Raw genomic sequence first — 12,070 nt, 5'->3', positions numbered from 1 at the left:
GGCAGAGACCGATGGACGCAATCGACCGCCGCCCACCCCACAGCCGTGCCCTGACGGACCGGACCATGGAGAGACCGTTGGAACTGGACAAGATCAGAATTCCGGAGCTCACGCTGTGCCTCATCGTCAAGGATGAGGCACCGTTCCTCCCGAGGTGCCTCGCGGAGGCCGCTCCCGTCTGCGGCGACGTCGTCATCGTGGACACCGGCTCGAGCGACGGATCGCAGGACATCGCGCGTTCCTACACCGACACGTTCATCCAGACGACGATGGAGGGCGGCTACTCCGCCGCGCGGAACCTGGCCCTGGAGCGGGTGAAGACACCCTGGGTGCTGTTCCTCGACGCGGACGAGGAGTTCCCCGCCACCGAGTGGCCACGGGTCGCCGCCTGCATCGCGCAGGCCGCCGACGACCATCTCGCCTACACCGTCCTTCGCTTCAACCTCACGGCCGTGGGCGCGATCTGGGTGGACCGCCCGACCCGGATCTTCCGGAGCCACCCGGACATCCGGTACCGGCGGCTCGTGGGTGAGTCGGTGGAGGACGCGGTGCAGGACGTGGGGGGCGTCGTCGCGCCCTCGGGTCTCGTCCTCAACCATCCCGGCAACGTCCGGCCGGTCGCGGACCGCACCGCCAAGTTGCGGCGATACCTCGACCTCACCGAGAAGCAGATCGGGGACTTCCCCGGCAGTGGCCTCTGGCCCGCCTACGCAGGCTTCCTGCAGCGCGCCCTCGGCAACTTCGAGCAGGCGGTCGAGTGGAGTTCCAGGGCCGTCGAGGCGGATCCGTCGGCAGCGCGGGTGTGGGGCTACCACGGCCATGTGCTCCGTGCGGTGGACCGTCCGCAGGAGGCCCTCGCGGCGTTCCAGACCGCCGCCAAACTGGCCCCGGAGGATTCCATCTTCCTCAACATGGTCGGCGTCATGCATCTCATGCTGAACGAGCTGGAGGAAGCCGAAGCGGCCTTCACGGCGGCGCTCGCGCTGGAACCCGACCTGCTGCACGCCGAGATCAACCGCGGGCTGGTCCGCCAGGCCAGGGAGGAGTACGAGGCCGCCGCCGAGATCCTGCGCGGGGTCGCGCGACGCAACTCCGGTCTGCTGTTGCAGGACTGGCGCGGGCGCGTCGAGATCGACCACTTCACGTACCTGTTCAACGAGACGGTTCCGCACTTCGCCGGCCTCGCCTATCACCTGGCCTACTGCGAGTTCATGGCGGCGTCCTCCCGCACCGAGGTCCGCTACCCGGTGGACCGGAGATTCGCCGGCACGAGGTAGGGCGCCGTTCGGCGCGGCGCTTCCCACCGTCGGCGGCCGGGGCGACCCGGCCGCCGACGCGGAGCCGCCGTCACCGGTAGGCGTTCGCCTGGACGGTGAACAGGTCGGCGTAGAGGCCGCCCGCGCTCATCAGCGTGGCGTGGCTGCCCGACTCACGCACCCGCCCCCCGCCGAGGACGACGATCTGGTCCGCGGCCCGGACGGTGGAGAAGCGGTGTGACACGAAGACGGTGATCACACCCCGCTCTCTGCGCACGTCCGCGGCGGTGTTCACGAGTCGCTCGAACATCGCGTGTTCCGCCAGTGCGTCCAGGGCCGCCGCCGGCTCGTCGAGGGCCACGAGCAGCGGGTCGGGCCGCATCCGGGTACGGGCGAGCCCCAGCGCCTGCCACTGACCGCCGGACAGCTCGACGCCGTCGCCGTAGCTGTGCCCGAGCAGTCCGTCCAGGCCGCCGGGAACCCGCTGCACGATGCCCCGCGCACCCGCCTGGTCGAGCGCCGTCATGATCTCCTCGTCGGAGTCCACAGCCGCGAGCCGGCCCGTCCCGACGTTCTCCCGGAGCAGCAGTTCGAAACGCGCGAAGTCCTGGAACAGGGTGGCGACCCGGGAACGCCAGTGCTCGGGGGTCAGCTCACGCAGATCGACGCCGTCCACGGTGATCCGGCCCGACGTCGGCTGACAGAGGCCACAGATGATCCTCACCAGGGTGCTCTTGCCCGCGCCGTTCTCACCGACCAGTGCCAACGTGCTGCCGGCCGGGATCTCCATCGAGACGTCCTGGAGCACGGCCTCGTCGACGCCCGGGTAGGCGAAGGACACCTGCTCCAGCCGGATCCCCTGGCGCAGCCGCACGGGCGTCCGCGACACCGCCGTCCGCCCGACGGGCGGCTGGCCGGCCTGCTCCCGGCGCCGGACCGCAGCGGCCGCGGGGGCAGGCCCCGAAGCGGCCGTGAACTGCCGCAGCTCGTCGATGCGCTCGACGGTACGACCCATCTGCTGCAACAGCCCGAGCATCCCCAGCAGACCGGCCACCTGCACACTGACCTGGACCGCGAGGGTGAGCACCAGGACGACCTGACCGATGTTCGCCTCGCCGCGCACCACGCTTCGGATGACGAGGAAGATCGCCGTCCCGTACGCCGCCGCGAACAGCACCTGCCCACCGGCGCGCAGCAGGGCGCTGCGCCAGTGCGCCCGCCACAGCAGGCGGGTCGTCGCAGCCCAGGCCGCTCGCTGCCGCGAGACCACCACGTCCCGGGCGCCGAAGAGCCGGATCTCCTTCGCGGAGCTACCGGTCGTCGCCACCTTCACCAGGTGCCGGGACACCTGGATGTCGACGGCGGCGGTCTCCTGGGCGACATCGATCATCCGCTGGGCACGGTTGCTCAGCAGCACCGGCGGTAGGGCGGCGAGCGGCAGCATGACGAGCCAGGGATCGACGCTGACCAGCAGTACGGCGGTGACGCCGATCTGCAGCACGACTCCGCCCAACTGCAGCGTGGACTCCAGGGCGTTCCGTACCCGGATCAGGTTCTCGGTCACCAGGGTGAGGGTCTCGGCGAACTTCGGGTCGTCGAAGTGGCCGATGCCGGCGCTGCCGTTGACGATCGCGGCGACCTCGTCGGTGAGGGCCAGTTGCTCCAGGTCGCCCAACTCGAAGTAGGACAGGTGGGCGAAGTGCATCATGGTCAGTTCGAAGACCAGCAGCAGGGCCGCGGCCAGGGCCAGCGCCACGGCCACCGTGCCGTCCCGGGCGAGCGCGGCGTTGGTGAAGGCGGCGAGGACGACACCGATCATCGGGGTCGAGAGGTAGCCCACCGTCATCAGGACGATCGCGGTGAAGAGTCTGCGGCGGTCGGTTCGGTAGCCGAGGCGCAGGAGGAAGCCGGCCGCCCGGGCGATCCTCGTCATCTCGCCGCCGTCGGTTCGGCCGCGCCCGTCCGGAACCTGCTCGCCTGCAACTCGAACAGCTCGGCGTACCGGCCGTGGTGCCGAACCAGTTCGTCGTGGTCGCCGCGTTCCACGACCCGGCCGCGCTCGATCACCACGATCTGGTCCGCGTGGCGGACCGTGGAGAAACGGTGGGAGATCAGGAGGCTCGTGATCCCCTTCGCGGTGGCCAGGAACCGCTCGTGGAACTCCACCTCCGCCCGGACGTCCAGCTGCGCGGTCGGCTCGTCGAGCACCAGCACCGAGGCACCGCCGTGGACGGCGAGCAGCGCCCGGGCGAGGGCGATCCGTTGCCACTCCCCGCCCGAGAGGTCCGTACCACCGGGGTAGCGCGAGGACAGCGGCGTCCGAAGCGGGTCCGGGGCCGCGCTCAGCGCGTCCAGGGCACCGGCCCGTTCGGCCGCGGCCAGGATCGCCTCGTCGTCGGCGAGCAGCTGCGGCGCCCCGAAGCCGATGTTCTCCGCCACGGTCAGCTCGTAGCGGACGTAGTCCTGGAAGATCACCGCGAGCTGGCGGCGCCAGGCGTCCGGGTCGAAGCGGGTCAGGTCTACCCCGTCCACGGTGATCCTCCCGCTGGTCGGCTCGTAGAGGCGGGCGAGCAGCTTCACCAGGGTGGTCTTGCCGGCGCCGTTCAGGCCGACGATGGCCGTGGAGCGGCCGACCGGAAGTGTGAGGTCCAGGCCGTCGAGAATCGCGGGACCGTCCGCGGAGTACCGGAAGCTCACCTTGTCGAACCGGATCTCCCGGCTCGGTCGCACCGGCGTGGCCGTCGCCCGCGCGTCGACCGGCCTGCCGCTGGCCGCTCGTTGCTCGAAACGCTTCAGGGCGTGGAAGGAGTGCAGTCCGAACTGCGTCTGCACGTCGCATTCCGGGAAGTAGACGCCGAAGCGCATGGGGATCAGCACCCCCTGCAGGGCGACGGCGAGTGCGAAGAGGTCGACCTGTCCCCGGCCGGCCGCCACGGCCAGCATCGTGATGGCGACCGCCCCACCGACGAACCCGACCGCGGAGAACCCGACGAACGGCCAGAACTGCAGGCGTCGGCTACCGGCCCACATCGGTCGGAGGTTGGCCATGGTGTCCGAGCGCATCCGCTCGCGCAGCCAGGTCAGCAGCCCGAACACGCGGATCTCCTTGGCGGCGGTCGCGCCGGTCGCCAGGCCACTGATGTACCCGGCCCGTCGCCGGTGCCCGGCCAGGGACTCCGACACCGCCGCGAAACGCCCGAGCGTGCCGCGAACCCCCGCCCGGATGACCAGTGCGGTGACCATCAGGGTCAGCCCCGCGAGCGGGCTCAACACCAGACCGACGAGCACCACGGCAGCTGTCAGCTGACAGTAGCGGGACACCAGTGCGGGAATCGCCGCGACGGCGTCGCCGGGGGTGTACGCCTGCCGCTCGAACGCCGCCCGCGCGTCGGCGAGCAGGTCCAGCGCCTCGGGGTCCTCCAGCAGGGCGATCGGCGCGTCGTCCAGCGACGCGTGGAGCAGACGCTCGATGCACACCTCGTCGACCCGGCGCGCGATGACCTCGGTGACCGCGGACTGGAACGGCGTCAGCAGTTGTTGCAGGACGAACGCGCCGAGGGCCACCGCGAAGGCGACCACGATGCCACCCCAGGAGAGCCCTCCGGGAGCCGCGGCGAGGTCCGGCACCCGGGACAGCAGCAGGCTGGTGGAGACGATGAACGCCGACGGCAGCAGGCCGAGCGTGAGGTTCAGCGCGAGGGCGCCGAGGGCCAGACCGCGCCCCGCGTGCGGCAACAGGCGGATCATCTCGAGCCAGCGGGTGGACCGGTTCCTGACGGCGAGCGCCAAAGGTGCCACCGAGCCTCCCCTACCGCCCGAGGTCATCGGCGTGGGACCGACCACCAGACGCGGCGAGCCTATCGACGGCCGGAGTGATCATCAATAGGGCCGGACCACTGTGGAGAGTGGCGGGCCGCCGGGAGGTCATGGCCCGAGCGGGACGTCCGTTGCGCCGTCTCCAGGCCCAACTGCGTCGCCGCCTCCACGACCGGGAGCAGTCGCTCGCTCACCGCGGGAAGGGCGTCGCCGGCCACGAAGTTGCGCAGGCCACCCGGCGCGAGGGTGGCCAGCGCGGCTGCCGCGACCGGCTCCTTGGTCCGCGCGCCGCCGAGGGCGCCGCACTCGGCTGCCACGAGCCCCACGGCGACCGCCGCCGTGAGGAGGGCCTCGGTCAGATCGGCCGGCACCGCCGTGTCGCCCGTGCGTGGCGGGCTTGCGTTGGCGATCAGGCGCCGGACGTCGTCGTCCCCGAGGCCGTAGGCCCGCAGCAGGTCGACGGCCGGCACCTGCCGCCAGTCGTCGCTGGTCGGCTGGTGGCGGAACCGGCAGATGGCCTTCCCGGTGAACCAGGAGAAGAACGGCACCAGGGCGATCCGGTCGAGGACGGTCCCGCCCGGCGCCACCGCGTCGGCCGCCCGCCAGCACGCGGCCTTGCGCAGGCCGTGCCAGCCGTTGCCGGCGATGCTCACCTCGTCGCCGTGCTGGACGAGATTCGACACCGACACGACCATGGGCACGCCCATCGCCCGCAGGAAGCCCAGGAGGACCTCGTCGTCCGGTTCGTCGCCGGCGGCGACCCGCGCGGCGTACGGGTCGAACTCGCGGGCGACGTCGGCCGGCAGGATGAGGGCCTGGGCCGGCATGTACCCGTCGACGACCTCGACCCAGTCGGCGCCGACGAGCGCGGCGGTCCGCAGGGCGTACGAGGTGAACGAACCCCACTCGGTGAACAGTCCGAGGGCGTGCCCCGGCAGCGCGCGCAGCCCGGCGAGTGCGTGCCGTACGAAATCCGGTGCCAGGACGGAGTCGTCCTGGACGACGAGGTGGTGCGTCGCGCCCGGCTCGACCCGCGACCACGCCAGGCGCGAGGTGCGCAGCGTGCCGCCGGCCGAGCCGGGCTTCGGGTCGGTCACCACCCCCGCGCCGAGTTCGCGTAGCGCTCCGGCGAGACGCTCCGCGGCCGTCTGCCGTGCGGGATGGGCCATGACGCAGGCCGAGAGCCGGGCCGGCGGATCGTCCGGACGCTCGACGGCCGGTATGAGACGGGTACCGGTCAACGGACTCGCTCCTTCGTTCGCGCCTCAGAGGTGGTCACCCGCGTGGGGTCCACCGCTCCGCCGAGGCCATCGACCTCGATGTCTGCCGATCGGGGAGCGCGCGCCGGCACTGGTGGGCGGCCGTGGGGGACGCGCCGTAGCCATCGATGATCGCCTGGGCGGACACCCGCCGCAGCATACGTGACGACCGCAGGACCCGCCGGGCGGGACGCACCACTGTGGCCGGTGGGCGCCCGGACGGCGGGCCGACGGCCGCGCCCGGCGTCGACTCCCCTCGTAACGGGTGCGGCGCCCGGGGACGGCTGCCGGAGCCGAGCGGTGGCGGGGTGTCAGGCACAATCCCCCGGTGGTGTTCGACTTCGGTGTCGCGGGCTACCGACCGGGTTGGCTCAACGGGATCGACGAGATCACCGACCGCCACGGCCGCCGGCTGCGGGGCCTCGTCGGCCGCCGGCTGACCCGCACCTGGGTGGTGTGGGACGACGATGACGACGAGTGGTTCGCCGACTGCCCGGTGGTGCTCGACTTCGCCGGCGAGCGCGTGGAGGTCAACCACCCAGAAGTTCGACGATCTGTCGATCACGTGGAATTCGGTGGACGTGACGCGGGCGCCCGTGTGGCCGACGTCGGACGACTTCCGCCTGCGGTGGCGCGACGACGTCCCCGCCGTGTTGGCGGCCCGGCGCGGGCAACGGGTCGAGGCGGTGGAGCTTCTCGAATGGGCCGGCGGCGACCTGGCTGACGGCGCCGTGACCGTGGCCCTGCGGTTCCCGGACGGCTGGCTGACCGTCTACAACGCCCTGGACGAGAACGGTCTCGGCTTCGGTGGACTCGCGCCGCAGTACCGCCGACTCCGCCCCGGCTGACCGCGTCGGCCGTCGCCTGGTTGGCGTTGCAGATCGCGTTCGGCAAGGCCGGCTCCGGCCGGCTCGCCCGTCGGGCGGTACGAGACCGCCCTCCGGGACGTGGTCAGACGCGCGGAATGAGGACGTCGGCGACCTGCCTGGCGTCGACCAGGTTCCGCGCGTCGCAGCCGAGTATGTCGACGACCGTCGCGGAGCACGGGCGGCGCACGCGGCGGCTGCCGCCCCGGGGCGGGGCGGTGGGCGTGCCAGGCACTCGGATCCTGAGCGGCGGCACGACCTCTGCGCGGGCAGCGGTGGCGGATTAGGCTCGTGGAGATCCACTCAAGGAGTTGGCCATGCCGAACCTGTCGTCCCCCTTCCCCGCGATGCGTGCCGCCGTCGCGGCCGCGCTGGCCGTCGGTGTCGCCGCGTCCGTGCCGGCCTGCACCACGGCGACTCCCCCGGCCGGGGAACCGACCGCCTCGCCGGTGACGTCGGCACCCGCCAGCGGGGGCGGCGACACGCCCTCGCCCACCGGCTCCACGTCGGCGACCGAGTCGCAGACGGCCAGCCCCGGGGCGGCCGGCGGCGCAGACCCGATCATGCGGGGCGAACGGCAGATCGTCCTGCGGCCGGTCGGATCGTTCGAGTCGATCCTGGCGGTCGACGCCAAGGGTCGACTGAACCTGACCGACGGCGACACGGACAAGAGCCTGTTCGTGTTGCTGCCCGCCCGCGGGAACAAGTACCAGATCCGGACCGCGAAGGCGCACGGCGGCGGCGAGCCCGACTGCATGGGCCTGCGTGACGACGGCAGCGCCCCGGCGACGGTCGTGGCCACCCCCTGCGACGCCGGCCGGGCCGGCCAACTGTTCACCATCGAGAAGACGCGAGAGAAGAGCGAAGGCCGCCCGACCTACACGATCAGCGGCGAGGGCGAGGTCCGCCTCCGGGCGACGGATCGGCAGGGACTGGTCGTCGAACGGGTGCGCGAGGGCGACGCCGGTGAGGGCCTGACCTTCGACTTCGTCGACAACGGCGCGGCGCCGGCGGGCCCGGGCGACTGAGCGTCAACGCCCCCTGCGACCGCTGGAGCCGCCGGGTGAGGTGCCCGCCGGCCCACCGCGGCTGCGTTCCTCGCCGGACACGCGCGGCCCTGGCGCTCGCCGGGCCGACCAGCTCGGCGACGTCATGTGACGCGGGCCGCGGGGATGGCGTCCCTCCTGGAGGCGGGGCCACCTCGATCACCCCGGCTCGGCTGCCCGGCCGCCGTGCCGAGCAGCTTCCAGTAGTCGCCGGGGCGGTCGTGAGCCAGAAGCCATCGCCGCAGCGGTTCGAGCGACGACCGGTGGGACTCTGAGCTGACCTCGTGCCACCGGTGGAGCAGCAGCTCGTGTATCCGCCCGGCCTGTGCGGCGCGCTCCAGCACCCAGCTGTCCACGGCCCGGACGACGGCGACTTCCTCCGGCTCTCCCCGCAGCAACGCGGTGCAGTCGATGTCGGTGGCGATCTGGACTCCGTCGCCGGCGGCGAGGAGGGAGAACTCGACGGTCCGGTCGCCCGGGCCCACCTCGACCGTCTGCGCGAAGACGAGGACGTCGTCACCCGGAGGCACGAGCATGCCCTCGGCCGCCGCGCCGGGTGGGATCACGTAGTGGACCCAGAACGTCATGGGCAGATGCTAGCCAGCCTCGCGGCCTCGTCCCGGGCGCGCTCTCACGCCGCCGTCGACGGGCGTCCCGCAGCGCCGGCCGCCGGGACCGCATCGTGGGGCGAGCCCCGGCCGATCGCTGACGGATCGGCCGGGGCTCGTCGTGCGGAGCCGGGTCAGGCGAGGTCGAAGCGGTCGAGTTCCATGACCTTGGTCCAGGCGGCTACGAAGTCCGCCGCGAACTTCTCGCGCGCGTCCTGGCTGGCGTAGACCTCCGCGAGGGCCCGTAGCTGGGAGTTGGAGCCGAAGATGAGGTCGACCGCGGTGGCGGTCCACTTCACCTCGTCGGTGGCCAGGTCCCGGATCTCGTACACGTGCTCGTCGGACTCCGACGCCTTCCACCGGGTGCCCGGAGAGAGCAGGTTGGCGAAGAAGTCGTTGGTGAGCACGCCGGGCCGGTCGGTGAGGACGCCGTGCCGCGTGCCGCCGACGTTGGCCCCGAGGGTACGCAGGCCGCCGATGAGGACGGTCATCTCGGGCGCGGTCAGGTTGAGCATGTAGGCACGGTCGAGGAGCAGCACCTCCGGCTGGGTCTTCTCGCCGGGGCGCAGGTAGTTGCGGAACCCGTCGGCACGCGGCTCGAGGACCCGGAACGACTCGACGTCGGTCTGCTCCTGGCTGGCGTCGGTGCGGCCCGGGTGGAACGGCACGGTCACCTCGACGCCGGCGTCGCGCGCCGCCTTCTCGACGGCGGCCGAGCCGGCCAACACGATCAGGTCCGCGAGCGAGATCTTCGCGCCGCCGGCGGAGTTGAACTCCCGCCGGATGCCCTCGAGGGCCTCCAGGACCGTCGCGAGCTGCTCGGGCTGGTTGACCTCCCAGCTGCGCTGCGGCTCGAAACGGATCCGCGCGCCGTTGGCGCCGCCGCGCTTGTCGGTGGAGCGGAAGCTGGCGGCCGAGGCCCAGGCGGTGGAGACCAGCTGGGCGGTCGTCAGGCCGGACGCCAGGACCTTCGCCTTCAGGGCGGCGACGTCGGCGTCGCCCACGAGCTCGTGGTCGACGGCCGGCACCGGGTCCTGCCACAGCTGGGGCTCCGGGACCCACGGGCCGAGGAAGCGGCTGACGGGACCCATGTCGCGGTGCAGCAGCTTGTACCAGGCCTTGGCGAACGCCAACGCGAACTCGTCGGGGTTCTCCAGGAAGCGGCGCGAGATCTTCTCGTACGCCGGGTCGACGCGCAGCGCCAGGTCGGTGGTGAGCATCGTCGGCTTGTGCTTCTTCGACGGGTCGTGGGCGTCCGGGATGATCGCCTCGGCGTCCTTGGCGACCCACTGCTTCGCGCCGCCGGGGCTCGTGGTGAGTTCCCACTCGTGGCCGAAGAGGATCTCGAAGAAGCGGTTGCTCCACTGCGTCGGTACGTCGGTCCACGTCACCTCGAGGCCGCTGGTGATCGTGTCCGCGCCCTTGCCGCTGCCGTAGGTGCTCAGCCAGCCCAGGCCCTGCGCCTCCAGCGGGGCGGCCTCGGGCTCGGGGCCCACGTGGTCGTCGGCGATGCCGGCGCCGTGGGTCTTGCCGAAGGTGTGGCCGCCGGCGATGAGGGCGACGGTCTCCTCGTCGTTCATGGCCATCCGGGCGAAGGTCTCGCGGATGAAGTGGGCCGCCGCGGCCGGGTCCGCGTTGCCGTTCGGGCCCTCCGGGTTGACGTAGATGAGACCCATCTCGGTCGCCCCGACCTCCGGCGCCATCTCCTTCTCGGAGACGTAGCGCTCGTCGCCGAGCCAGGCGTCCTCCGGGCCCCAGAAGATCTCCTCGGGCTCCCAGACGTCCTCCCGCCCGAAGGCGAAGCCGAAGGTCTTGAAGCCCATCGACTCCAGGGCGACGTTGCCGGCGAGCACGAGCAGGTCGGCCCACGAGACCTTCTGGCCGTACTTCTGCTTCACCGGCCACAGCAGCCGGCGGGCCTTGTCGAGGTTGGCGTTGTCCGGCCAGCTGTTGAGCGGGGCGAACCGCTGCCCGCCGTCGCCGGCGCCGCCGCGACCGTCGTGGATGCGGTAGGTGCCCGCCGCGTGCCAGCTCATCCGGATCATCAGGCCGCCGTAGTGGCCGAAGTCGGCCGGCCACCAGTCCTGCGAGGTGGTGAGGACCGTGACGATGTCCTGCTTGAGGGCCTCGACGTCGAGCTTGGCGAACTCCCTGGCGTAGCTGAAGCTCTCCCCCAGCGGATTCGACTTGGACGAGTGGGCGTGCAGCACCGACAGGTCGAGCTGGTTGGGCCACCAGTCCCGGTTGGTGCGCGGACGACCTCCGGTCTTCGGCGTCGGCGAGTCGATCGCCGGGTTCTCGCTCTCGCTGCCGTGCGCGGTCACGGAGTCGTGCGCGACCGGGCAGCCGGCCGCCTCCTTCTTGTCCACGCCCTGCGCGCTGGAGGGAGCGTTGTCCTGCATGTCGCTCATCTGGTTCCTTCCGAACTGGCGGACCACTGGGAGGTGCGTTCGGCCGCACACCCGGGGCAGGTGCCCCAGAAGACGACCTCCGCCTCGTCGACCGTGAAGCCGTGGTCGTCGGAGGCGGTAAGACAGGGGGCACGGCCGACAGCGCAGTCGACGTCGGCGATCGCGCCACAGGAGCGGCACACGACATGGTGGTGGTTGTCGCCCACCCGGCACTCGTAGCGGGCGGTCGCCCCGGCGGGCTGGATGCGCCGCACCAGGCCGGCGTCGGTGAGCGCGCGCAGCACGTCGTAGACCGCTTGGTGGGAGACCGTGGGCTGGGCAATCCGCACCAGCGCGATCACCGTGTCGGTGTCGACGTGCGGATGGTCGCGCAGCGCTGCGAGCACCGCCAGTCGAGGCCGGGTCACGCGCAGCGAGACCGCCCGCAGCTGGGTCTCGAAGTCGGACGGCACGTGATGAATATAGTCCACTCTTCTGGAATGAATCAGGTTTTGCCTCGGCTCAACCGCACGCCGGTCTGGTGCGTGCGGGCGGCGTGTACGCCGCGCTGTGGCGCTCGTGGCATGGCGACCCGAGGTTGACGTCGACGACGTGGTGCAGCCGCCGCGAGGTGCGTGTCAGGGCCGCGAGGTGCGTATCAGGGCGGGGAACCCTTCTTCTTTGCCGAGGGGGGCTCTGAGTCGGCCGCCGGCCGGCAATGCCGACGGGTTCCATGCGTGGTGGCGCGGCACCGCCTGGCCGGGGTGGCGGGGGTGGGCTGGCAGGAGGAGGACACCCCCGCCGCCGGGAATAAACCGATTAAATCGCT

The 12,070-nt window shown here is 72.0% G+C and carries 11 protein-coding genes; 4 read left to right on the top strand and 7 right to left on the bottom strand.

The genetic code is table 11. From position 1 onward, the window contains the following. Positions 1 to 65: 65 nt before the first annotated feature. Positions 66 to 1,277: a glycosyltransferase gene (locus tag AB0G08_RS06295; protein ID WP_358083943.1), complete on the top strand. Its 1,212-nt coding sequence runs from the start codon at positions 66 to 68 to the stop codon at positions 1,275 to 1,277. A gap of 70 nt (positions 1,278 to 1,347) precedes the next feature. Here the strand turns inward: AB0G08_RS06295 and AB0G08_RS06290 are convergent, their stop codons facing one another. From AB0G08_RS06290 to AB0G08_RS06280, 3 genes are read right to left on the bottom strand one after another with little or no spacing between them, the layout of a single operon-like run. After that, positions 1,348 to 3,189: an ABC transporter ATP-binding protein gene (locus AB0G08_RS06290; protein ID WP_358083941.1), complete on the bottom strand. Its 1,842-nt coding sequence runs from the start codon at positions 3,187 to 3,189 to the stop codon at positions 1,348 to 1,350. Beyond that, positions 3,186 to 5,054 carry an ABC transporter ATP-binding protein gene (locus AB0G08_RS06285; protein WP_358083938.1) on the bottom strand — a complete coding sequence of 623 codons (1,869 nt, stop codon included), beginning with the start codon at positions 5,052 to 5,054 and terminating at the stop codon, positions 3,186 to 3,188. The genes AB0G08_RS06290 and AB0G08_RS06285 overlap by 4 nt, the downstream gene beginning before the upstream one ends. Positions 5,055 to 5,113: 59 nt before the next feature. Then, positions 5,114 to 6,313, bottom strand: a complete 1,200-nt coding sequence (locus AB0G08_RS06280) for a hypothetical protein (RefSeq protein WP_358083935.1) — start codon at positions 6,311 to 6,313, stop codon at positions 5,114 to 5,116. Positions 6,314 to 6,659: 346 nt separating this feature from the next. Here AB0G08_RS06280 and AB0G08_RS06275 point away from each other — a divergent pair, with 346 nt between their 5' ends. Together AB0G08_RS06275 and AB0G08_RS06270 are read left to right on the top strand one after the other, a co-directional pair. Further along, positions 6,660 to 7,055 (top strand): hypothetical protein, encoded by a 396-nt coding sequence (locus tag AB0G08_RS06275; RefSeq protein ID WP_358083932.1) that lies wholly within the window; start codon positions 6,660 to 6,662, stop codon positions 7,053 to 7,055. Further along, on the top strand, positions 7,018 to 7,179 hold the full coding sequence (locus tag AB0G08_RS06270; RefSeq protein WP_358083929.1) for a hypothetical protein: 162 nt from the start codon (positions 7,018 to 7,020) through the stop codon (positions 7,177 to 7,179). Before AB0G08_RS06275 ends, AB0G08_RS06270 begins: the two co-directional genes overlap by 38 nt. 103 nt (positions 7,180 to 7,282) lie before the next feature. On the opposite strand, the gene AB0G08_RS06265 is transcribed toward AB0G08_RS06270, so the two are convergent. Further along, the gene (locus AB0G08_RS06265) at positions 7,283 to 7,432 is read right to left on the bottom strand and encodes a hypothetical protein (protein WP_358083926.1); all 150 of its coding nucleotides are present in this window, start codon (positions 7,430 to 7,432) and stop codon (positions 7,283 to 7,285) included. 82 nt (positions 7,433 to 7,514) lie between these two features. On the opposite strand from AB0G08_RS06265, the gene AB0G08_RS06260 reads away from it, so the two are divergent. Further along, the gene (locus tag AB0G08_RS06260) at positions 7,515 to 8,225 is read left to right on the top strand and encodes a hypothetical protein (protein WP_358083923.1); all 711 of its coding nucleotides are present in this window, start codon (positions 7,515 to 7,517) and stop codon (positions 8,223 to 8,225) included. A 122-nt stretch (positions 8,226 to 8,347) separates the two neighbouring features. Here the strand turns inward: AB0G08_RS06260 and AB0G08_RS06255 are convergent, their stop codons facing one another. The 3 genes from AB0G08_RS06255 to AB0G08_RS06245 form a co-directional block, all read right to left on the bottom strand. Then, positions 8,348 to 8,830, bottom strand: coding sequence for a hypothetical protein (locus tag AB0G08_RS06255; protein WP_358083920.1), 483 nt, complete (start codon positions 8,828 to 8,830; stop codon positions 8,348 to 8,350). A gap of 155 nt (positions 8,831 to 8,985) precedes the next feature. After that, positions 8,986 to 11,262 (bottom strand): catalase/peroxidase HPI, encoded by a 2,277-nt coding sequence (katG, locus tag AB0G08_RS06250; RefSeq protein ID WP_358083916.1) that lies wholly within the window; start codon positions 11,260 to 11,262, stop codon positions 8,986 to 8,988. Continuing rightward, on the bottom strand, positions 11,259 to 11,714 hold the full coding sequence (locus tag AB0G08_RS06245; RefSeq protein ID WP_358083912.1) for a Fur family transcriptional regulator: 456 nt from the start codon (positions 11,712 to 11,714) through the stop codon (positions 11,259 to 11,261). Before AB0G08_RS06245 ends, katG begins: the two co-directional genes overlap by 4 nt. Between the last annotated feature and the right edge of the window lie 356 nt (positions 11,715 to 12,070).

It is taken from the genome of Micromonospora sp. NPDC023644, from assembly GCF_040640115.1.
Lineage (GTDB): Bacteria > Actinomycetota > Actinomycetes > Mycobacteriales > Micromonosporaceae > Micromonospora.
The sequence above is the reverse complement of the archived record's forward strand: the minus strand, read 5'-3'. Positions and strand labels throughout refer to the sequence as shown.

Excerpts from the sequence above, each read along its gene's own strand:
- AB0G08_RS06255 (WP_358083920.1), bottom strand. The coding sequence starts at position 8,830 with ATGACGTTCTGGGTCCACTACGTGATCCCACCCGGCGCGGCGGCCGAG.
- AB0G08_RS06295 (WP_358083943.1), top strand. The coding sequence starts at position 66 with ATGGAGAGACCGTTGGAACTGGACAAGATCAGAATTCCGGAGCTCACG.
- katG (WP_358083916.1), bottom strand. The coding sequence starts at position 11,262 with ATGAGCGACATGCAGGACAACGCTCCCTCCAGCGCGCAGGGCGTGGAC.
- AB0G08_RS06290 (WP_358083941.1), bottom strand. The coding sequence starts at position 3,189 with ATGACGAGGATCGCCCGGGCGGCCGGCTTCCTCCTGCGCCTCGGCTAC.
- AB0G08_RS06260 (WP_358083923.1), top strand. The coding sequence starts at position 7,515 with ATGCCGAACCTGTCGTCCCCCTTCCCCGCGATGCGTGCCGCCGTCGCG.